This window comes from Micromonospora sp. NPDC049240, from assembly GCF_040647835.1.
Lineage (GTDB): Bacteria > Actinomycetota > Actinomycetes > Mycobacteriales > Micromonosporaceae > Micromonospora.
Genome location: NZ_JBEZCX010000023.1, coordinates 1 through 21,676, shown reverse-complemented (window position 1 = coordinate 21,676; position 21,676 = coordinate 1). Strand labels below are relative to the sequence as shown.

General features: G+C 68.5%; 13 protein-coding genes and 3 pseudogenes. 6 read left to right on the top strand and 10 right to left on the bottom strand.

Features of this window, described 5'->3' with window-relative positions; genetic code table 11:
* Nucleotides 1–15: 15 nt before the first annotated feature.
* The 3 genes from AB0B02_RS27380 to AB0B02_RS27370 are packed head-to-tail and all read right to left on the bottom strand — an operon-like array spanning nt 16 to nt 2,332.
* A complete protein-coding gene (locus tag AB0B02_RS27380) occupies nt 16–285 on the bottom strand; it encodes a hypothetical protein (protein ID WP_281940164.1) in 270 nt (89 codons plus the stop codon).
* Nucleotides 282–1,133, bottom strand: a complete 852-nt coding sequence (locus AB0B02_RS27375) for a cupin domain-containing protein (protein ID WP_281940165.1) — start codon at nt 1,131–1,133, stop codon at nt 282–284. Before AB0B02_RS27375 ends, AB0B02_RS27380 begins: the two co-directional genes overlap by 4 nt.
* 14 nt (nt 1,134–1,147) lie before the next feature.
* Nucleotides 1,148–2,332, bottom strand: a complete 1,185-nt coding sequence (locus AB0B02_RS27370) for a cupin domain-containing protein (protein ID WP_357304988.1) — start codon at nt 2,330–2,332, stop codon at nt 1,148–1,150.
* Nucleotides 2,333–2,895: 563 nt separating this feature from the next.
* Between AB0B02_RS27370 and AB0B02_RS27365 the strand changes: the two genes are divergently transcribed.
* Complete coding sequence (locus AB0B02_RS27365; protein WP_281940168.1) at nt 2,896–3,582, top strand: hypothetical protein; 687 nt, start codon at nt 2,896–2,898, stop codon at nt 3,580–3,582.
* On the opposite strand, the gene AB0B02_RS27360 is transcribed toward AB0B02_RS27365, so the two are convergent.
* The gene (locus tag AB0B02_RS27360) at nt 3,548–4,783 is read right to left on the bottom strand and encodes an MFS transporter (RefSeq protein ID WP_281940170.1); all 1,236 of its coding nucleotides are present in this window, start codon (nt 4,781–4,783) and stop codon (nt 3,548–3,550) included. The two genes, AB0B02_RS27365 and AB0B02_RS27360, sit on opposite strands and share 35 nt — an antisense overlap.
* 205 nt (nt 4,784–4,988) lie before the next feature.
* Between AB0B02_RS27360 and AB0B02_RS27355 the strand changes: the two are divergent.
* Nucleotides 4,989–7,055 (top strand): annotated as a pseudogene (locus tag AB0B02_RS27355) (S9 family peptidase); the annotation flags it as partial.
* A gap of 114 nt (nt 7,056–7,169) precedes the next feature.
* On the opposite strand, the gene AB0B02_RS27350 reads toward AB0B02_RS27355, so the two are convergent.
* From AB0B02_RS27350 to AB0B02_RS27330, 5 genes are all read right to left on the bottom strand, one after another.
* A complete protein-coding gene (locus AB0B02_RS27350) occupies nt 7,170–7,811 on the bottom strand; it encodes a DUF5825 family protein (protein ID WP_357304984.1) in 642 nt (213 codons plus the stop codon).
* Between the two features lie 41 nt (nt 7,812–7,852).
* On the bottom strand, nt 7,853–9,778 hold the full coding sequence (locus AB0B02_RS27345) for a RiPP maturation radical SAM C-methyltransferase (protein WP_281940177.1): 1,926 nt from the start codon (nt 9,776–9,778) through the stop codon (nt 7,853–7,855).
* Nucleotides 9,779–10,043: 265 nt separating this feature from the next.
* A complete protein-coding gene (locus AB0B02_RS27340; protein ID WP_357304980.1) occupies nt 10,044–11,849 on the bottom strand; it encodes an alpha/beta fold hydrolase in 1,806 nt (601 codons plus the stop codon).
* Nucleotides 11,850–11,852: 3 nt separating this feature from the next.
* Nucleotides 11,853–13,094, bottom strand: a complete 1,242-nt coding sequence (locus AB0B02_RS27335; RefSeq protein ID WP_357304976.1) for an MFS transporter — start codon at nt 13,092–13,094, stop codon at nt 11,853–11,855.
* A gap of 545 nt (nt 13,095–13,639) precedes the next feature.
* The gene (locus tag AB0B02_RS27330) at nt 13,640–14,053 is read right to left on the bottom strand and encodes a hypothetical protein (RefSeq protein WP_357304973.1); all 414 of its coding nucleotides are present in this window, start codon (nt 14,051–14,053) and stop codon (nt 13,640–13,642) included.
* Between the two features lie 129 nt (nt 14,054–14,182).
* Here AB0B02_RS27330 and AB0B02_RS27325 point away from each other — a divergent pair.
* Together AB0B02_RS27325 and AB0B02_RS27320 are read left to right on the top strand one after the other, a co-directional pair.
* Nucleotides 14,183–14,352, top strand: a pseudogene (locus AB0B02_RS27325) (IS5/IS1182 family transposase); the annotation flags it as partial.
* 149 nt (nt 14,353–14,501) lie between these two features.
* Nucleotides 14,502–15,731: a cytochrome P450 gene (locus AB0B02_RS27320; RefSeq protein ID WP_281940183.1), complete on the top strand. Its 1,230-nt coding sequence runs from the start codon at nt 14,502–14,504 to the stop codon at nt 15,729–15,731.
* A gap of 102 nt (nt 15,732–15,833) precedes the next feature.
* Here AB0B02_RS27320 and AB0B02_RS27315 read toward each other — a convergent pair.
* Nucleotides 15,834–16,123: pseudogene (locus tag AB0B02_RS27315) on the bottom strand (SDR family oxidoreductase); the annotation flags it as partial.
* 1,277 nt (nt 16,124–17,400) lie between these two features.
* Here AB0B02_RS27315 and AB0B02_RS27310 point away from each other — a divergent pair.
* Nucleotides 17,401–17,913 (top strand): hypothetical protein, encoded by a 513-nt coding sequence (locus tag AB0B02_RS27310; protein WP_357304969.1) that lies wholly within the window; start codon nt 17,401–17,403, stop codon nt 17,911–17,913.
* Between the two features lie 2,100 nt (nt 17,914–20,013).
* The coding region (locus AB0B02_RS27305) for a beta-ketoacyl synthase N-terminal-like domain-containing protein (protein ID WP_357304966.1) at nt 20,014–21,676 on the top strand (1,663 nt) is incomplete at its 3' end.

The window sequence follows — 21,676 nt, the reverse complement described above, 5'->3', positions numbered from 1 at the left end:
ATTCGTGTGCTCCCTTCAGTTGAACTGGCGGTCGGAGTTGGCCGAATCGGGTTGCCGGCGTGGATTGACCTGTCCGATCGCACTCTCGATGGCCTGGTCAGCGGGCAGCATGGTGTTGGCCCCGTCCGCGTCGTGCGACTCGAAGATCACGCCGGTTCGGCTGTCGAGCACGTCGGCGGGGGCGGGCACCTTGATGGTCGGCGTGGGATGGGCGGGTACCGCGAAGGCGGTCAGCCATGCGGCGACCAACGCGCCCAGCGCACCGATCAGGACCTTGCGGATCACGGGAGCTCCCTGGAGTCGATCAGGCGGCGCAGTTCCGCGGCCGCGTCGAGCTGGTCCAGCCGGGCAGCGAAGCGGGCCAGTGCCGCTTCGTCGGGACGAGCGGCGTCGCAGTACTCCCCGCTGTCGAGGAGCCGCCGTACGCTCGCCGCCAGGACGTCGCGCCACAACCGTGGCTGGACGCTCACCGACAGGTGCAGCGACACCCGGTCCTCGGCCACCGCCACGTGGGGCGTGTTGTACGGCATGTACAGCACGTCGCCCGGCTCCAGCACCGCCTCGAACGCCGGCTCGCCCAGTTCGTCGATCCGGTAGTGACCGAAGGTCTCCTTGCGCGGCGCCAGCGTCTCCCACAGCTTCCAGTGCTTGGTGCCTTCGACCTGGATGACGAACACGTCGATCGGGTCGTGGTGCGGAGAGAAGCCCTGCCGCCCGGCCGGGGTGAGGAAGGCGGTCACGCTGCTGCGGGCCGAGAACCTCTCGGCGAGCACCGCCGTGAGCGCCCGGAGCGACGGGCTGAGCTGCTCGGCCGAGCTCCAGGTCACCGTCGCGCCGGTGCGGAACAGTTCGTACACCCGCTCCGGCACGACGACGTCGGTCACCATGGCGCCCTGCACGCGGACCGGCGCGGTGTACGCCGCCAGTGGCGTCGCCTGACCGTCGACGGTCACGCCGAGATACGGCGGCCGGAGCGCTTCGAGGTGCAGCAGGACGTCCAGGTCGGCGATCGAGAGGACGGACCGAGGATCGTCGGACAGCGCTACGCGGCGCAGCAGCGGAGCCTGGTTGAAGTGGTGTGCGAAGAACTGTGTCTCGTCGCCCGCGAGTTCGGCGAACGTCGGGGTGTACATCGGAGTCGGCCCGATCAGCGCGCGACGGTGAGGACGCCGAGTCGCGCGAGCGCCTGGGCGATGCCGACCGAACGCGCGGTCTCGACATCGGGATTGATCTCCCGGGCTGGGACCGACTCGCCGCTGGTCATCCGTGCGAGGGTCGCCGCAACCGCGCTGGGAATCGCGATGGTGTGGCCGTTGACCTTGGTCTTGGTCCGGCCGTCCTGGCTCTCCTGGAACGTCACGGCGACGTCGGTACGTCGCAGCAGCGTGCTCCCGCCGATGGCGTCCAGTGCCGCGATGGTCTGGAACTCGTTGCCCTGGGCGGTGCCCTCGGAGTGTTGTCCGAGCGTCATCAACCGGCGCAGCTCGGCCTCGACGTCGATCTCCCGTAGCCGCTCGGCCAGCAACGCCGCGTGGTCGGTGAAGGCCGGGACGAGGTCGGTGACGGTGCTTTCGTGCAGGTAGGGGAACTGCCAGAACCCCTCGGTGTCCAGCAGCCGTTCGACGGCCAGCCCGAGCAGATCGCGCCACATCCTCGGCCGCACCATCACCGACAGGTGCAGCGAGACCTGGTCCTCGGCCGCCGCCACGTGCGGCGTGTTGTAGGGCAGGTAGAGCACGTCGCCGGCCTGCAGAGTCGTCTCGATCACCGGGGTGCCGAGCTCTTCGAGCTTGTAGTGTCCGATGTCGCCGCGGCGCGTCGCCGGCGGCTCCCACAGCTTCCAGTGCTTGGTGCCTTCGAGCTGGATGATGAACAGGTCGACCGGGTCGTGGTGTGGTGAGAAGCCCTGCCGGCCCGCCGGCGTCAGAAAGGCCACCACGTCGCTGCGGGCCGCGAACTTGGTGGCGAGCATCCGGGTCAGCGCCCGCACCGAGGGCAGCACGTGGTTGAGGGAACTCCAGGTGAGGGTGGCCCCGGTGCGGAACAGCTCGTAGACGCGTTCCGCCACGACCGTGTCGGTGACCGTGGTGCCCTGGACGCGGGTCAGGGTGGTGTATGCCCGTTCCGGGACACCGTCGCCGTCCTTGGTGATGGCGAGGTACGGCGGGCGGATGGCTTCGAGATGCAGGAGTTCGTCGAGGTCCGCGACGGACAGGACGTCGCGGGAGTCTCCGGACAGCGCGGCCCGCCGCAGCAGCGGGGTCTGGTTGAAGTGATTCGCGAAGAACTCAGCCTCGTCGCCGGCGAGCTCCTCGAATGTCGGAGTACGCATCTTCATCCATTCTCAAGAACTGTAACAAGCGAGGTGGTGCTGGTGGAGCGATTCGCTCCACCAGCACCACGGTTCAGTCACGCGATCGCGTTGAAGTACGAGAGAGCCCGCAGGTCGGCGGAGGTCTCGATGAATTCGAGGTCCATTTTCCACACCTCCAATCAGTGATCGACGGAACATTTGCCTCGCGATATCGACGAGCTGGCTGACCAAATGCATCAGTGGGCCAACCGAGAGCAAGCCTGGCACAGGAGAAGAGTGCCGGACATCGCGGAAAGCCGAGATGGGCAGCAGTTGCCAGTGGGCGGGGTCTCTGATATGAGAGGCGCCTGCGGCTCACCGAGCGTCATGCCGCGTGGCGGTCAGATAGGCAATGTTGCTGGTCAATGTCCTGATAGCAAATCATGGACGTTTACGATGCGTGTTTATGGAACTCGGGTCCTTGTTGGGAACTCGGGGTCGAGGTAAGTTCGGCGAAGCTGGCCCGGGCTCGGGTCGCACTCCATGGCAGCTCGTGAGACATATCACTGTGAACTGTGAGTCTAGCCAGTGGAACGGGGACAATGAAAAAGATCATTATTCAGGGCCCCACGTACCCCGGGGTCCAGCCAAGCCAGGTCACCCTGACGTCAGGTCAAAGTGCGACTATTGGCGTCTGCCAATGCAGTCGATGCCCCTTCGATCTGCCGGTGTTGGCTGCGGGCGCGCCACCGCTGAGCTGGCGGATCACCGCCCGGGAGAGTTTCTGGCTGCTCAGCAATCTGTCCGATCGGCATCCGGTCACCGTGCAGAACATGGATGACTGGTACCAGTACGTCATCGTCGACCCGGAGCGGCTGGACGTGCCGGTGCCGTTCGAGCTCGCACATATCGACCTGACCGCTGCGTCTTCCGGACCGAAGGTCTCCGTGTTCGGCCACGAACCGCGATACATCCGCGCGTCGCCCAGGCCGTGCTCCGTTTGCCAGAAGGTGGCGGCCCGCAGGCCGCTGCTCGACCAACGGTCCACGTACTTCGCGGTGCTCGGGGAACTGTGCGTGGAACGGCTGCGCGGCGAGATGGACGCGGTGCTGCCCACGTCGGCCGAGATGGCCCGCCGGCTGTCCAGCAGGGGACACCCGATCAGTGCGGGAGCGGTGGACGCCCACATCAAGTATGTCGCCGAAAAACTCGGCCTTCCCAAGGGGGTCGATCGGGCGACGCTGGTCGCCGTCGTCATCCGTTCCGGCCTGCTGCACCAACCAGCGTGAGGGAATCGTCTGCCGCGTGCCGTTGCCGGCGACTCATCGTCAGGACCGGCACCGCACTTGCGAGCACCAGGGCCAGTGCGGACGCACCGGACCAGATGAGCACCAGACGCGGTGAGATGACCTCGAGGAGTCCACCGGCGATCAGGAATCCGGCTACCATCGCTCCATTGATCACCGCGCCGAGGGTGGCGAACCCCATCCCCCGCGCCTCCTCCGGGGTGCGACGCGCGACGAGCGTTCCGGCCGCGGAGCCCAGCATGCCGTTGCCGATCCCGCCGATCACGAACGCCGGTATCACCCAGCCTGCCTCGCTGACGGTGCCGCCGGCCAGGATGCCAGCGCTGACCAGCGCAAGACCGGTGACCAGCCTGATCAGGTAACCATGGTCGTCGGTCCGGCCACGCGCCGCCGCCCATGCCCCGAACACCAGGCCGAGCATCCAGCTACCCATGACGATGCCGTACATCGACGCGGAGGCATGCAACGTGCCGCGGACGAAGAAGACGACCGCGACATCCATCAGGTTCGCCGCCGCGACGACCGCTGCCACCATGACCAGCGCGACGAGCAGCACGCGGTCGTCGCGCACCCGGTAGGCCACGACCGGCGGGCGGTGCGGTGCGGACGGCGCCGGCTGCCGGCGGGCACGGCTGGTGCGGATCACCAGACCCACCAGCGCGACGGCGAGGAAGCTGGCCGCGTCGAGCACCAGCGGCAACCTCGGTCCGTCGATCGAGACGAGGACGCCGGCGAGCACGGGCCCGGCGAACATCCCCGCGGACGTGAACGTCTGGGTGATCGCGCTTGCCCGTGGGACGTTGTCCACGCCCACCATCGCGGGCGCGAGCGCGGCGAACACCGGTTGGGTGACGGCGACCCCGCATGCCAGCAGCGCGTTGAGGGCGATGAGCATCCCCGGGGCCGACGTGGTGAGCATCGCCAGGCAGCACAACGCCTGGACCGGCGCGACCGCCATGATGATCCGCCGGCTGTCGAGCCGGTCGGCGATCCGTCCGGTCAACCGGGCCAGTAGCACCGGCGGCAGGGCCGCACTGAGCAGCAACGCGGCCACGGTGTATCCGCCGGCACCCTGCTGCTGTAGCACGATAGCCAGCGCCGTCGCGGCGAGCAGGTCACCGCACACCGAGATCCCACGCGCGCTCGCGATCAGATAGACCTCGTTCCAGCGTGGCTGGTCCATCTCCACTCCAATCAACGCCATCGATGCGCCAATAGACCTGGTCACGCAATGGATTGCGGTGCGAAAGAATCAGTCCTCAAGATGGGAGCCCACCTGGACGAATGTCGGGGACCACGTCAACCCGATACGGCAACCGTACTATAAAAGGCTCGGCGTGCCCAGACATTATTGTCGTCCGCGACCGGCACCGCCCTAGCGTGGTCGCATGAAGCGTCCGGTGCCCCCACGAGCCAAGCAGATCGCGACCCAGCGCACCTACCACGGCGACACGGTCATCGACGAGTATGCGTGGCTGCAGCAGCGTGACAACCCCGACACGATCGCCTATCTCCGTGCGGAGGCCGACCACACGGCGACGGCTACGGCGCACCTGGCCAGTCTGAGGGACATGCTGCTGGACGAGTTCCGGTCCCGTACGGCGCCGGCCGAACTGACCGTGCCGGTGCTCAAGGACGGCTACTGGTACTACAACCGCACCGAGGCAGGTCGGCCCTACATCCTGCATTGCCGCGTCCCGGCGTCGGCGGGTGCGACAGCCCCGCCCGAGGTCGGCGGTGCCGCCGGGGCCGGCGGCCCCTTGCCCGGTGAGGAATTGCTGCTGGACCGCAACATCCTCGCGGGTGACTCGCCATACTTCAATCTCGGCATCTTCGACGTCAGCCCGGACGGTCGGCTGCTGGCGCACGGTGTCGACCACACCGGAGACGAGCGGTTCACCCTGCAGATCAAGGATCTGTGCAGCGGCACCCTGCTGCCCGACCGGATGCCCGACGTCAGCTACGGATCGGCCTGGTCCGCCGACGGAACCAGGCTGTTCTACGTCACCGCCGACGACACCGGCCGCCCGTATCGGGTCTGGCGGCACACGATCGGCTCATCGGCCGGCGACCGGCTGGTCCACGAGGAGCCCGACCGTCAGTTCCGGCTCGGGGTCACCCTCAGCCGTTCGCGTGGATTCATCGTCATCACCTCACGTAGTCGAACCACCAGCGAGGTGCACGTGATCGCCGCGGACCGAGCCGACGGCCCGCCGGTCGTCGTCGCACCCCGACGCCCCGGCGTCGACTACACGGTCGACCACCAAGGAGAACGGTTCCTGGTCCTGCACAACGCTGGCGCCCCCGACTTCGCGCTCGCCTGGACCCCGGCCGCCGCCCCGGGCACCTGGCATTCCCTGGTGGAGCACGTCCCCGGTGTCCGACTCACCCAGGTGTACGCGTTCGCTCAGCACACGGTGATGGCGCTGCGCCGCAACGGCCTGACCGGGTTGCGCATCCTGTCCCCGGACGGCACCGGAAACCGTGACGTCGTGTTCCCCGAGCCGATCCACACCGTCCGGCCCGATCGGAACCTGGAATACTCCACCACGCTGTTCCGGCTTCGATACGCGTCGCTCGTCACGCCCGAATCGGTCTACGACTGCGACCTCGGTTCGGGCGAGTTGCTGCTGCGCCGGCAGACCAGGGTGGGGGGCGGATTCCGGCCCGAACACTACGAGCAGCACCGGGAGTGGGCGACGGCTCCGGATGGCGTACGGGTGCCGGTCTCCATCCTGGCCCGCCGTGGCGCTCCCCGTATCGGCGGCGTTCTCTATGCCTACGGCGCCTACCAGGTGCCGGCTGACCCGTGGTTCTCTCCGACGTTGCTGTCCCTGGTGGACCGAGGGGTCGTCTTCGCCGTCGCGCATCCGCGTGGCGGCGGGGAACTCGGCCGTTCCTGGTGGGACGGCGGCCGACTGCTGGCGAAGAAGAACACCTTCACGGATTTCCTGGCGACCGCCGAGCACCTGACGGCCGCGGGGTGGGTCGCCTCCGGCCGTCTCGTGGCTCGGGGTGCGTCGGCGGGCGGACTGCTCGTCGGCGCCGTCGCCAACCTCGCGCCGGATCGATTCGCCGGGATCGTGGCGGAGGTGCCATTCGTGGATCCCCTCACCACGATGTTGGACCCGGACCGGCCGCTGACCGTGCAGGACCGGGATGAGTGGGGCGACCCGGTCGCCGACCCGGACGTCTATGCATACCTCAAGTCGTACGCTCCCTACGACAACGTCGGCGAGCACCGGTACCCTCCGATCCTCGCGACGGCCGGCCTGCACGACACTCGGGTTGCCTGTCACGAGCCGGCGAAGTGGGTGGCCCGCATCCGGTCGCTGTCACCGGCCACAGCGGTGCTGCTGCGCACCGAGATGCACGGCGGGCACAGCGGACCGAGCGGACGGGAGCGGTCGTGGCGAGCGGAGGCGCTCATCACCGCATGGATACTCGACCGGCTGGCCGCGCCCGTCGCCCGGCCGGCTCCGGGTGAGGACGGCGCGGGAAATTCGGACCGTCGGCCGGCGGGCCAGGCCGGCGCCGTCATCACCGGAGCCGGCCCCACGTCCGCCGTACTAGATGATCATGGAAGGCAGCGGCCAGCGACGTAGCCGATACGGCAGCCAGACCAGCATGGTGCCCACCTGCACGACCAGGCCCTCGGCCGCGAAGTCGCGGGCGATGTCCAGGTCGATGTCGGCGATCGGGGCGGCCTCCATGACCTGTGCCAGCATCGCCAGATATGCCGGGTCGTCGATGGTCAGCAGATTGAGCCGGCTGGACCGCCGGTCGCGGACCTGCACGAACCCCGGGCCACGCCGGAAGGTGCACTTGTCGATGTAGTAGGACCGTCGCCACGCGTCGAGCGGCTCCATCTCGTCCCCGGCCGCCGGGGAGAGCTCGGCGGGCGGATAGAGGTGGCAGAAGACCCGCCAGTCCGCCCCGCCGTCGACCGGCAGCAGCAGCCGCCATTCGACGCCGATCCCGTGACTGGTCAGCTCCCGAACCAGCACCAGGCGGCGGACCGCGTCGCGGGACGCGGTGTCGTCCTCGACGGCCAAGTTCACCGGGTCGATCAGGGTGACGTGGCGGATGCCCGCGTCGAACCAGCCGGCGACGGCCTCGCCGGGAGGCCCCTGCAGCTCGGTGACACCGAGGTCGATCCCGGGTACGTCGCCGACCTCGCGGTCGTGGTCGTGGGCGAGACGGACGGGCACGGGGGCCAGGGTGGGTCCGGCGATGGCCACGGTGGTTCTCCTCAGACGGTGGTCAGGGTGGCCGGCTCGGCCGACCGGATCTCGGAGTTGTCGGCCCCCGGCCGCGCGCCGACCCGTTCCGGGTGCAGGTGGTCGATGCGCAGCAGGTGCTGGTTCATCGAGCGGGGCGCGACGTGCACGAACTGCCCGCCGTCGGTGAAGACGACCCCCAGCTCCCGCCAGCGTTGCAGGAGGACCGCCAGTTCCGGTTCGGGCCGGGACAGCCGGCGGGCCAGGGAGCCCAGGCTGTGTGGCTGGTCGAGCAGCCGGAAGGCGGCGACCTCCCCTGCGTCGGTCAGCCGGACGACGCGCCAGTCGAAGTGGCGACGGCGGCTGACCAGGACGATCTCGTGCCCGAGGTCGAGGTGGGTGAGGCGGCTGCGGGCGTACTCGTCCTGCCATTCGGTGACCGCCGCGTCGAGCCGGGCGGCCAGGTCGGTGCCGATGCCCCGCTGGGGTACGTCGAAGATGTACGCCAGGTTCATCAGTTCCGACTCGGGCAGGTCATAGTTCAGGAGGTACTGCGCGGCCGGTCGCAGCTCGCCGAAACCCAGCTCCGGCCGGTTGAAGTAGGGGCTGAACCGCTCGATGGCGATCCGGCTGCTGCCACCCGCCGGGGACAGGTGGTGCAGGGCCGGGAACTGCGCCAGGATGCTCTCGTAGTCCTCCCCGGTCTCGCCCGGGAAGCCGTAGAGGTAGTTCCAGGCGACGGTGATGCCGCTGGTCTCGGCGTCCCGCAGCATCCGCACGTTCAGACAGCCGGTCACGCCCTTGTCCATGATCTTGAGTACCCGGGCGCTGAGGCTCTCGATGCCGGGCTGCACGCTCACCAGGCCGGCGTCGGCCAGCGCCTGCACCTGTGCGCCCTTCATGTTCGACTTGATCTCGTACTGCAACCGCAGGTCGTATCCGGACTCGGCAAGCCGAGGGAGGAGTGTCGACACATAGCTCATGTCGAGGATGTTGTCGACCACGAACATGTCGAGCACCTGATGCCGCTCGGCAAGCCCGATGATCTCGTCGTAGAACGCGCCCGGGTGCTTGCTGCGAAACTCCATGAACGATCCGTTCAGCCCGCAGAACGTGCAGTGGTGCTTCTCGCCCCACCAGCAGCCCCGCGCCCCCTCCACGACCAGTTTCGGCTCGACCCAGTTGCGGGCCCGGGACGCGGCGAGCCGCTCGAAGTAGCCGGTGTAGTCGGGGGAGACGATCTCGGCCGGCGGCAGTGGCTTCGTGCTCATCGGGTTCGCGGTCCGCCGGCCGTCGCGGTCCGTCCAGCACAGGCCCTCGACGGAAGCCAGGGCCCGGTCGTCGCCGGTCAGCGCCGCGAGCAGGCCGGGAAACGCCGCCTCGCCCTCGCCCCGCACGACCAGGTCGACGAAGGGGAAGTTGCGGTGCAGGGCCGCGCCCTGCTCGCCGTCGCAGTTGGCGCCGCCGAAGACGGTACGGATCGTCGGATCGAGTCGCTTGACGTGCTTGGCCGCCGCCAGCGCGGCGGTGTTCTGCTGGAAGGTGGACGTGAAGCCCACCAGGTCCGGTCCCCGTTCGACGATCCTGGCCGCGAGGTCGCCGATGAACTCGGGGGCGCAACGGTGCAGTTCGACGTTGAGCGCCAACTCCCGCTCGGACATCTGGTCGCGGACCCGGCTGGTGAACTCCTCCACCCGCCACTCCGGGTCGTCGTAGAGGGCCGAGGAGAAGACCCAGTCACCGCAGCCGGCGAAGTAGGTGAACAACGAGTAGTACTGGTAGTCGCGTAACCCGAACTCGGTCCGGTCGACCACCCAGTCGACGTAGTCGAGGTTGGCGTGCAGGACCTCCACCTCGGCGTCCGGATACCTCCGGCGGACGCTGTTGGTGAGGATCCCCAACGCCAGGGACGGGACATCGATGGACGCCCACGGCATGTTGACCAGCAGAATCCGCACGTCGTCTCTCCTTGCTCACCATGCCCCGGGCAGGACGGTGGGGGTGGGGGTGGAGTGGGACCGCAGGTCGCCGGCCGAGAGCCCGGACCGTCGGTCCCACTCCACCGTGCTGCGTCAGAAACTGACAGAGACCGTCACCGTCACGGAGACGTCGGAACGGCCCTGGTCGCGGTTACCGCTGATCGGGTCGTTCTCGATGATGTTCTTACGCATGCTCTTCACCTCCCCTCGTCGTGGGTAGACCGTCAGGCCGCCGCCCGGTACGTCAGTCCCTCGGCCGCGCCATGGCGAGCGCGACCGGTGTCCCCTCGTTCCGTGCGCCGTCGAAGTGCTGCTGCATGAACATCAGCACCGCCTGCATCAGGGCGACGTGACCTCGAGCGTCGAAGTCCTCGTGCCCGGCTCGCGTCCGCAGCAGTTTCACGGGAACCCGGCGCCGCATCAGCGCTCCGGCGTACCGCTCCACCGGTGCTGGCGGGCACCGAACGTCGTCGGTGGCGACCGCGAGGAAGGTGGGCGCGCGTACCTGGTCGACGTAGCTGGCCGGGGACGATTCGGCGTACCGCTGGGGGACCTCGCCCGGGGTGCCGCCGAACAGCGCCGTGTCGAGCGCGCGGATCGCCGGGGTGGCCGCCTCGAAGGCTGCCGCATAGTCGGCGATCGGGTTGATCGCCACCCCGAGCCGCCACAGCTCCGGCTGTCGGCCGAGGGCGAGCAGGGTCAGGTAGCCGCCCCACGAACTTCCCCACAGCGCCACCCGGTGCGGGATGATCACACTCCGGTCGCTCAGGTGGGATCGGACCGCCGCGAGATCCTCGAGTTGGGTGAGCCCCACCCCGGCCCGGAAGTCGTTACGCCAGGCGGCACCGTAGCCACTGGACCCGCGGTAGTTGACCCGCACGACCGCGCAGCCGGCGCGGACCAGGACCTCGACCAGCGGTTCGTAGGCGTCCCGGGCATGTTGGAAGGGCCCGCCGTGAACCAGGAAGACCGCGGGCAGCGGCCCGGTCCGGTCGGCGGGCGCGGCCACCAGCGCGTGGATCGGGCCCGCGGCTCCCGCCGCCCAGACCTCGCTCCGCCGGCAGAACTCGGCCAGCGACACCGCCTCGTCAGCCGGCCCGTCGTCCGGTCCCCGCGGCAACTCCAGCCCGGCGACCGAGCGGATCTGTGGTGGAGTGGTGGAGTCCGTCCAGACGTACGCCACGTCGTCGTCGGGCCAGACCGCCGCGTCCAGAATGCTGCCGGCCGGCGTGGGAACTCCCGTCAGCGTGCCGGCGGTCAGGTCGGCGCAGTGCAGGCGGCTGCCGGCGTGCCGGTCCTGCCGGACGAGAACCCGGTTCCCGTCCGGGTACCAACTCGCCGTGATCTCGGTGTCGAACCGCCACCGGTGCCGGCTCAGCCCGTCGGCCCGGGCCCACGTGGCGATCGCGTACTCGTCGTCCTCCTCGACGACCAGCAGCAGCCGGGCGGGGCCGGAACCGGGCGCGAAGCCCAGCGGCCAGATCCGCCGGCCCGCACCCCCCGACAGCACCGCCACCGGTCCGCCGCGGGAGTCGAGGACCGTCGTCCCCTCCGGCGACGCGGCGTCCCGGCCGACCACGAGCAGGTCGCCGGTCGGATCCACGTCGACCAGATGGGCGTATCCGGACATCCGGGTGACCGGCGTGACCCTGCCGTCGGTGGTCCACCGGTACAGCGTCATGCCTTCCTCGTCGGAGAGGCCGACCATGGCCGTGCCGTCGGCGGTCATGGCGAGGCCGGCGTGCCGTGCCGGCGCGATCCCCGGCAGCGCCTCGGACGAGCGTTCCGGATGGTCGAAGTCGCTGATCCGCCACGTTCCGGTCCCGGTCAGGTCGTCGTCGAACCACCAGACAGCGGTGCCGGCGGGATCGACGGCCGCGCGGTTGGTGCCAGCCGTGCGGGCGGTGACCTGGTGGGCCGAACCGGCCGCCCGGTCCCAGGCGAAGACCTGGCAGCGGCCGTCCGCGTCGCCGATGTAGGTGGCCCGGTGCGGTGCGTGCTCGGCCACCAGTGGCAGTGCCGGGTAGTAGACCCGGAAGGGGCGGGCCATCTTTCAGTCCTCCCTGACGGTCGGAGCGCTGTTGCGCAACCGTCGGACATTGACTGTCGCGTATGCAGCGAGCAGGGCCGTGAGCACCGCGAGGGACAGGGCCGCGATGCCCGGGGCGAACCGGGCGACCAGGGCGCCCGCGACGACCGGCGCGAACACCCGCAGGACATCACCGGTGGTGCCGATCACCGTCGCCACCCGCCCCTGGAGATGGTCGGGCGTGACGGTGATGGCGCGGGACTGGAAGACGATGGCCACGATGGGTGTGAGTAGGAAGATCAGTCCGAAGATGAGTCCGTAGCTCCAGGGTTGTCGGGCCACGGCCAGGAGGGCTACCAGGCCCACCGTCACCCAGGACACGACCGGGATGGCCACCACCGGGCGGACCCGACGCAGCACCCCGGGCGCGGCCAGTGCGCCGATCAGGCCGCCCACGCTGGCGATCGCCAGGATCAGGCCGATCGACACCGGCAGGTCGCCACGACGGCCGGTGACCAGGATGGTGTGGTAGACGAGCGCCCCGAGCACGAAATTGATTCCGGCGGCCCAGAACGTGACGAACCGCAGGAATTTTCGTCTCCACACGAAGCGGAGACCGGCCCGGAGATCGGTGAGGAACGAATGACGTGCCGTCCGTTGTGGGGACAGATCCGTCCGGATGGCGGCGACACAGGAAGCGGCGATTAAATAGGTCATCACGTCGGCTAGGAACGGCATCCAGCGCGCCACCTGGAAAAGCGCGCCCCCGAGCATTGGCCCGGCGATCCGCATGGCGTGGTTGCGCGCTTCGAGCCGGGCCAGTGCCTGCTTGTCGTCGGCGGGCAGCACTCGACGGATGGCACCCGCGCCGGCCGATTCGTAGCCGGCCTGGGCCACCCCCTCGACGAACGCGGCACCGGTCAGGACGGCGAGGGTCGCCGCGCCCGCCGCCAGCGTGGCGGTGACCATGCCGATCGCCCCGGCCGCCACCAGCAGTGCGGTGACCATCATGGCCTTGCGGGGCAACCGGTCCGCCAGGACTCCCGCCACCGGCGCGGTGACCAGCCGTCCGGCCAGACCGACGCCGCCGACCAGGCCGGCGGCGGTGGGCGAGCCGCTGATCGCCAGCGCCACCAGCGGGAGCACCAGGCCAGAGGCCTGGGAACCGAGCAGGTTGACTCCGCCGGCGAGCCAGTACAGGCGAAAGTCGCGGGACCGGGAGGAATCGAGTGTAAATGGCGATTCACGAGCCGAGGTGGCGGTCATCCTCGCGGTCGCTTTGATTGCACACGAATCTCCTACGGGCGAGCATGAAGTGAGCGTTCAGGGCAATTTGTGGCGTTGATGGAAGCCATTGTCCTGATTGGTGCCGAAGGGGGATCGAGCTGTATCCGAACGCTAACACTCGGTAGCGTGGCTGACAAGACAATCTCTCTGCCGGCGCCAGGTTGCATCGGTTTAGCTCGATTGTGCCTTGGTGGCGAAATAGTCCTGAGTCGAATGGGTGCCTCGCCCGGCCGGCGGGGCACTGCGCCGTCGGCATGGTCCTGGGGTCCGCCGCCGCCGGAATGCCCGCCGACGTCGCCGGGATGGCCGGGACGGCCAGCTTGCCCGGGGCGGTCGGCGTCCGGACGGCGCAACTCGTCGAAGATGGTGCTCGGACGACCGGGGCGAGCAGCTGGCGTCCTCGGCCGACTGCCGCATCCCGGCCAGCACGGCCTGCTCGCTGTCCTCCACCACCCGAGCAGATTCACCTCTGGCGCCGGCTGCTCGGGCGGGGTCGGCCGGCGAAGGCCACCTCGCGCGCCTGCTCACGGGACGGTGTGATGGCCCGCCTTGACCACCTGGTCGTACTCTCGGCGTCGGGCGTCGTAGGCGAGCTTCAGGAACGCCTCCGCGTCGGGTTCCACCGGCAGTCGAAGCGGCGGCGAGTCCATCTGACCGAGCCGCCAGACCACGTCGGCGAAGAGCTCGGGGGAGTTGATCTCCGCATAGGTGTTCATCTCGTGCAGCGCGCGGAACATGCCCTCGCTGACCGGCGTGTAGTCCGCGATACCGTGCTCCGGTCTCCGCAGGTTGGCGCTGTAACCGGTGGCGAAGCCGCCCGGCTGCAGGATGGTCACCTTGACCCCGAGGTGCCCGGCCTCGGCGGCAAGCGATTCGGCCGCTCCCTCCAGCGCACACTTGCTCTCCCTGGTGAGTGTGGCGACGGTCCTGTGGATCAAGTCAAATATTGGATAAGAGTTACAGCGGTCGATGCAAGCTGAGCGGCCTAATTGCAGCTCAGTGACCATCTCGCGCAAGTAATGACAAGTCCGATCCGGCTACGTTCCGTAAAAGGAGATGTGCACGCCGGTGGCCGGCCACCCACCTCCGACAAGACGACCTGCCGCAAGCGCACCGTCGTGGAACGCTGCTTCAGCCGCCTCAAGCGGCGGCGTGACCTGGCCACTCGCTACGCCAGACGCACATCCGCTACCCGGCCGGCCTCGTCCTGATCGCCGCCATCATCGGGCTTCCATGATCGGCGGACAGGCCCTGGTCGAAACCCGCCCCGACCTGGTTCCCGCCAATTTCCTGCGCTTTGCTGGGAACTTTTCCGGCCGGTCGAGCGACAGGTGCCCGCAGTTGGCGGGCATGGCGCCGGCGTACGTCCCACGTCATAATCACCGGATGGAGGACATGAACGGGCCGATCCGGCAGGACAGATTGTTCACCCTCAAGGCGCTGGAAAACCCGACCCGCCTGTTCCACCGAATTCGGGCGGAAACCCCGGTGACCTGGGTTCCGGAGCTCAACGCGTACCTCGTCACCCGGCACGCGGACATCGTCGCCGGGTTGAAGGACCGCCGCCTGGCCAACGCGAACATGTCCCAGGGGCTCCGGCGGTTGAGTCCCGCCGAGCAGGACGAGCTGCTGCCGCTGCGCGCCTCGATCGACATGTGGATGGGGCACACCAACACCGCTGACCACGTCCGCTTCCAGCAGCTGTTGAAGCGGTACTTCACGCGCCCCACAGTGGACGCGCTGCGCCCGCGGGTACGGGAGTTGACCCACGAGCTGCTCGACGCCGTGGCGCCGCAGGGCCGGATGGACGTGGTCAAGGACCTGGCGTTCCCGCTGCCGGCGAACGTCATCGCCGAGATGCTCGGCATGCCGATCCGCGACCGCGAGCTGCTCCAGGCCTGGTCGCGGGACATCCTCACGGTCTTCAAGATCGCCAACCTGCCCCAGCTGCGCCGGTGCCAGCGCAGCATCCTGGAGATGCAGGACTACCTGCGGCCACTGCTGGCGGAGCGCCGGCAACGGCCGCGCGAGGACGTGCTGAGCACGTTCGCGGCCGCCGAGAAGGACGGCCTGGTCACCGAGGACGAGATCGTCGCCAACTGCGTGCTGCTGCTGTTCGCCGGCCACGAGACGACGGCCCACCTCATCGCGAACGGGCTGCTCCTGCTGTTCCAGAACCCCGAGCAGCTCGACCTGCTCAAGGAGAAGCCGGAGCTGACCCCGTCAGCCGTGGAAGAGATGCTGCGCTGCGACGGCCCGGGCGGGGGCGTCGTGCGGATGACCACCGAACCGGTGGTGATCGGCGACGTGCCCATTGCGGCGCACCAGACCATCTACCTCGCCATGGTGGCCGGCAACCGCGACCCCGAGGTGTTCGACGAACCCGACCGCTTCGACATCACCCGTACCCCCAACCGGCACACCGCGTTCGGCATGGGCGCGTCCTACTGCCTGGGCGCCGCGCTGGCCCGGATGGAAACGGACGAGTGTTTCCGCATCCTGCTTGATCGTTTCCCGGACCTGCGCCCGGTCGACGCGACACCGGACTGGCATGCCAGCTCGCCGTTCCAGCATCACCTGAACACGCTGCGGGTCAAGCTGACCGCCCGCCACTGACCCGGCCGCCCACCCTCCGGCCGCCCGTCCGGCGGTTCAGCCCGCCCGGTGGCAGGCGCCGGCGATCCAGCGGTCCCGGTCGGCGGCCTTGTACTGCATCTACCGGGACACCTCGGGGCGCGGCAGGACGAGGAACCGTTCGGCCGCCAACCCCTCGGCCACCACGCCGCGACGTCGTCCGGCTCAAGCGGCTCGCCGGCCGCGGTGACGGCCTTCGCCGCGGCCGACCCAGCCACGAGGCCGGCCACCAACAAGGGGGTACGCACGCCCTGCGGGCACAGCGCGCTGACCCGAAGGCCGACGTCGCCGTAGGCCACCGCCAGCCATTCGGCGTACGCCACCGCGGCGTGCTTCGTCGCGGTGTACGGCGCGTCGTCCGGGGCCACCAGCACGGGCCGGTCGACCCGAGCTGCCGGTCGACGGCGTCGATCAGCGCGACGACCTCGTACTCGACACCGCCACGCCGGTGCGCGTCGCCAGCGCGGGAACGTCCGCCTACCGGTTTTCGACAGCCGCGCCGTCGCGATCCGCGACTCAGACGCCGGCCGCGCCTCAGCGGCGAACCGGCGCGCCATCGCGGCGCCGATCCCGCTGGCGCCGCTGCGGGTGCCGGAAACCGTCCGGACGCCGGTGAGGACGACCGTCAGCCCTGCCGGTGAAAATCGTGTCAACCAGCGCCGGGTATCTGCCGTCCCGATCCCGGAACAGGAGACGGGCCTGGCAGCGTGTCGTGGAGGTCCATGCCGAGATTGCGGACCGCTCGGGTGACCCGGGCAGCGATCAGGTCACGGTGCCAGCGAAGCACGATCCCGGGACGCACCAACAAACCGGAGCCGGCGTAGCACGTCGCGGGGGAGTCGGTGCAGCATCCGCAGCATCGCCAAGGCGCGAGGTACGCCAAGCGTAGGGGCCCGACCAGGCATCCTCGCCCAGTGGTGGCCACCGATACGAGCAGCCTGGACAGGTCGAGGAGCACAAGTTCCCCTCCTTGCCGTCAAACCTGTCATGACCAGGGCGGACGTCACTGCCGGCACCGGCAGGGCGAAGGACTAGCATGTCGGGATGACTGCATTCCGTGTCGCCATATCAACGGATGACGATGAAACTGCCGGTGCGTTTCAACTCCTGATCAGGGTTGAAGCCAGCGGCGGCGTGCACCGGATCGCTGAGATAACGATGCGCAGCAACGGCCCGGCCGGCTTGACCGTCAGCTCGCTGCCTGAGATAGATCTTGAGGCGATCGGGCGGGCACTCATCGGGGGCGCGGGAGCCTCGCGTGCCGGTGGTTCGGCAGTGGGGGCCGGCGCGGGGACTGGAGTCGTTGGGCCCGGCGCGCCCGCTGGCGGTCGGGTTTCGACCCGCAGGCGGTCCGACACTCAGCAGTCGGTAGACGACGCGGCGGATCATGGCCGACTTGCCGCGGTGCAACCCGCAGAGGCGACGCGCCATCAGGGGACGGGGTCGGGCCGCGCCTACCGGCGCATGCCTGACGCGGAAGAGGTCAGGGCCGTGTACGAGGCCGCTGGTACCGTCACCGGCGTCGCCGAACACTACGGGGTTCCGCGGCACACCGCGAAGGGTTGGATAGGCCGGCTGCGGAAGCTGGACGGTGGACCGTCGTAGCAGTCTGCTGCCCATGGTCGAGCCCACCGCATGGAGGAGAGCTTTGATGAGCGAGTACCTCATCACAGTTGAGCAGGTTGGCGGCAGCGGGCAGATAAAGGTCGTTGTGGACCTGGCCTCAGCCGGCCCTGCCGTCCGGGAGATTTCGGTACGGCCTGACCGCGGTGGCTCCACCGTGCCGCAGACGCTGGCCGAGCTGGACTTTCGACAGATTGTCGAGATTGCGTCTCGGCTGTCCGGAGAGGCGGAAACCCCTGGCTCGGTGCCGGACATCGTTGACGGACATGACATGGAACGAGACGAACCCGCGCAGCTGATCGACGGAGGGCGGACGTCGGCGCCTGCGGACAAGGTACCGCCCGGGCGCGTCGGTAAGCACGTCAGCGACATGCCGCCCGACTTCCCCGTCAGGTACTGGAAGATGGGGAGTGCGGCGAGGGTCGCCGAGCACTACTCGGTTCCCCGGCAGATCGCCAACGGCTGGATCAAGGAGCTGCGACGAACCGGTAAGGCGCCGGATCCATGGCGCCAGGGACGGGCGCGCGGGCGGCCACTCTGAGCCAGGCCATGTCGCACGCCTCCCGCACACGGGTTCAGGCCGCTGCGGGCAGAACGTGAGTGCGAATGACCTTGCCGACGTCGGCTTCGAGGCCAAGAACCGTACGAATCCGTTCCAGGCGTTCCCGCACCGGGACGACGCTCGGCACTGGCGGTCCTACACCCGATTGAACGCGGCCCGTCGGCTCCGGCAGCGGCGGTATTGATCGTCTCCACGTGCCGGCGTTCCTCAACGGCGAGTTCTCCGTGCCGCCTGATGACCGGACTCGCAGGCGTGGCAGTCGCCCGGACCGACTGCCACGTGTGGTGCATCGACCCGGCCGACGCCCCCGACTGGTGCGAAGCCTGCTCAGCGAATCTCGGAGCGGGCCCGCGCCGGTGTTCGCTCCGCCGGGTCGCGGCGCGATGGCGGCTCACGTCGGCCACCGCGCTCCTCAAGGTCGCGGTTGCCGAGTCGGCCGATGACGGTACGCGGAAGGTCAAGCCTCGCCGCGAGTGCCCGGAGTGCCGAGGGCCGCACGGGCGCCCTGAGGTCGTCGGAAGCACGCTCAACGTCTCCCTCAGGCACACCGGCGACCGGATGGCGGTTGCGCCCGGCCCGGACCCGGGCATTCCTCCCCTGTTGGGCGCGCAAGGAGCCGGTGCTGAAGGCGACCGGCGGTGGGCTGCTGATCCCGATGTCTAACCTGACAGTCTGGACGCCGCAGGCCCGGCCCGGCTGACCGGCTTCATCGACCGCCCGAACCTCGTCGGGACGGCGCAGCTCGTCGATCTGGATCCCGGACCGGGTTACGTCGGGCGGTCACAGTGCTGTCGGCCCGGTCCTGCGCGGGTCCGCGAACCCGACGACGCGGAGGCGTTTGCCACCACCGGCTTTGTCCGCTGACCCGGACCGGCGGCCAGAGCCGGCCGAACTCGCCGGTGTCGCCGAACGACACGACCAGCCGGGCCGCTTCATCGCGCCCCTTCTTCGTGATTGCGGTCGTTGCGCCGGACGCTTGACAGGATGCGCGGATATTGAGAATCGTGTATGGACGGGTCGTTCCGTTGAAGAAAACTTCTACGGGGAAGGATCATTGATGCCTCGTCCACGTTTGCCCGTTCGGCCGTGGATCGGCGTTGATCGCCGGGCGGCTCATCACGCTGCCTCGATCGCCGCCGCTCAGGCATCGGTTCCTAGGCCCAGCGACTTAGCTCGGTCATGCGAGCTGCATCGTTCACCTCGAAGTGTCTTTCCGGTCAGGTCGGATAGTCGGCTGCGCCAAGGCGGGCCTAGCCTCAGGTAGACGCTTCCTGGGGGAGGTAAGCGGTTCATGTGAACGACTGCGTAGGCAATCGGCGGGTCTGCCGCACCTCATGGATCGCCTCACAAGACAATCTGGGATCACCAGTCTTCTGTAGACGGCGGCCCATAGTGGATTTGCCATGTGAAAGGGCCACCAGCTGCTATGGACGATTCTGGACGGTTTCTGGGACTAGATCGGGCTGCTGTCGCCCGGCGCGCGCAGTGGTGCCGCCCGCTGGGATCGAAATGGTGACACGAGGCCGAGTGGTGCGAGGCGGGAGCCCGGCAAGTCCTGCACGAGGTGCTGCCGGCCGATCCGCATGCTCCGGACATACTCGACTGACTGTAGGCGCTGCTCGACAATTCGTCCGTGTGGGATCAGAAGGACGACCCAGGGTAGGTCGGCAGCGTCGAGACCGGCTCGAAACGTCATGTCATCGTCGAAGGCGCGAGTATCCCGCTCGATGTCAGTCTGACCGTCGAAAACCAGCTCGACGTCTCCAGTTCACGCCGCTAATCAATGTCGTCCCAATAGCACGAGCACTGCGGCGGCTCTGCCGCCTGCCGGATGGGTTCGATTCCGATCGAGGCCATGGCGACGAGATCCACCACGATCAGGGCGTCGCGCACCAGATTTTCGCTCAACTCGCTACAAAGCGCAGCCGATTGGCGCTGATCGAAAATTACGTGTAGGCCAGGTGACTGTGTGAGCGCAGCCGGGGCGTCACCGGCCTGGCTCACTTCCAGGCCGCTGGTTCGTGTTTCCGCAGGGTGAATGAGAATATCTGAGGATGGCGATGTCTGAGACCTTCAGCGATGTCTGAGATCTCCCGAGACCAGGATAGTGCGATTGCCGTTATTGGTGTGTCGTGCCGTCTGCCACGCGCCGCTGGTCCGGCAGCATTCTGGACCCTGTTACGCGATGGACTGGATGCGATCACGTCCACTCCTGCTGATCGGTGGGGCGTCGCTGCGTTCGATCCGGGTAGTCCGGCCCTGGGTGCGGGGTATGGGGGCTTCCTTGACGGGGTTGATCAGTTTGATGCGGGTTTTTTCGGGATTTCGCCGCGGGAGGCTGCTGCTGTTGATCCGCAGCAGCGGTTGGCGCTTGAGTTGGGTTGGGAGGCGCTTGAGGACGCCGGCGTGGTGCCGGAGCGTGTCAGGGGCGCCCGTGTCGGGGTGTTCATCGGTGTGAATAAGGATGACTACGCCACTCTGTCGCGTCGGTACGGGGTGGAGGCGATAACTGAGCACAGTACTACTGGTCTGCAGCGTGGCATGATCGCTAACCGGGTGTCGTATGCGTTCGGGTTGACGGGGCCGAGCATCACGGTCGATACCGCTCAGTCGTCGTCGCTTGTCGCTGTTCATCTGGCGTGTGAGAGTCTGCGTCGCGGCGAGTGTTCCAGCGCGATTGTCGGCGGGGTTCTTCTGAATCTCAGCGCGGAGGCTGCTGTTGAGTTGTCGAGGTTCGGGGCGTTGTCGCCGGATGGCCGCTGTTTCACGTTTGATGCGCGGGCCAACGGGTTCGTGCGCGGTGAGGGTGGCGGGGTCGTTGTCCTGAAGCCGTTGCGGCAGGCGTTGGCCGATGGTGACCACGTGTATTGCGTGATTCGCGGCAGTGCTGTCAACCACGATGGGGTGAGCGAGGGTCTGACGGTTCCTAGTGCCTCCGCGCAGGAGGAGGTCATTCGGTTCGCGCATGAACGCGCAGGCGTACGGGCGGCGGATGTTCAGTATGTCGAGCTGCACGGCACCGGCACGAGGGTTGGTGACCCGATCGAGGCGGCCGCGTTGGGTGCGGCCGTTGGCAGGCCCCGCCGTGCGCACGGTCCACTGTGGGTGGGCTCGGTCAAGACGAACATCGGCCATCTTGAGGGTGCTGCGGGTATCGCCGGACTCCTCAAGGTGATCTTGGCGATTCGTCATCGTCAGATTCCGGCCAGCTTGAACTTCCGGCAGGCGAGTCCGGGGGTTCGGCTGGAGGAACAGAACCTGCACGTGCAGACGCAGACCGCGGGATGGCCGGACCCTGGCCGGCTGCTGGTCGCGGGCGTCAGTTCGTTCGGCATGGGCGGCGCCAACTGCCACGTCGTCATCAGCGAGGTCGCCGACGGTGAGGCTGGGCAAAGCGTCACGCTCGACGGACCGGTGGGGTCGGCGCCGTTGGCACTGCCGCTGTCGGCGAGAACGGCCCGTGCGTTGGGTGAGCAGGCGGTCAGGTTACGGGCGTTCGTGACCGAGCAGCCGGAGATCCCGGTCCGGGATGTGGCCTGGACTCTGGCCACCGCCCGGTCGGTGTTCGCGCACCGGGCGGTGGTGGTGGCCGCGGATGTGGACGGCCTCCTGACCGGGTTGCAGGACCTGGCCGGCTTGCAGGACCCGGCTGGGTTGCGGGATGTGGATGTTTCGTCTGCGGTGGTGCGTGGTGTGGCGGCGGGTGTGGGTGGGTCGGGTGCGGTGTTTGTGTTTCCGGGGC

Coding starts and splice junctions, on each gene's coding strand:
- AB0B02_RS27320 (WP_281940183.1), top strand. CDS start 14,502: ATGGAGGACATGAACGGGCCGATCCGGCAGGACAGATTGTTCACCCTC.
- AB0B02_RS27335 (WP_357304976.1), bottom strand. CDS start 13,094: ATGACCGCCACCTCGGCTCGTGAATCGCCATTTACACTCGATTCCTCC.
- AB0B02_RS27375 (WP_281940165.1), bottom strand. CDS start 1,133: ATGTACACCCCGACGTTCGCCGAACTCGCGGGCGACGAGACACAGTTC.
- AB0B02_RS27365 (WP_281940168.1), top strand. CDS start 2,896: ATGAAAAAGATCATTATTCAGGGCCCCACGTACCCCGGGGTCCAGCCA.
- AB0B02_RS27370 (WP_357304988.1), bottom strand. CDS start 2,332: ATGCGTACTCCGACATTCGAGGAGCTCGCCGGCGACGAGGCTGAGTTC.
- AB0B02_RS27360 (WP_281940170.1), bottom strand. CDS start 4,783: ATGGACCAGCCACGCTGGAACGAGGTCTATCTGATCGCGAGCGCGCGT.
- AB0B02_RS27340 (WP_357304980.1), bottom strand. CDS start 11,849: ATGGCCCGCCCCTTCCGGGTCTACTACCCGGCACTGCCACTGGTGGCC.
- AB0B02_RS27310 (WP_357304969.1), top strand. CDS start 17,401: ATGAGCGAGTACCTCATCACAGTTGAGCAGGTTGGCGGCAGCGGGCAG.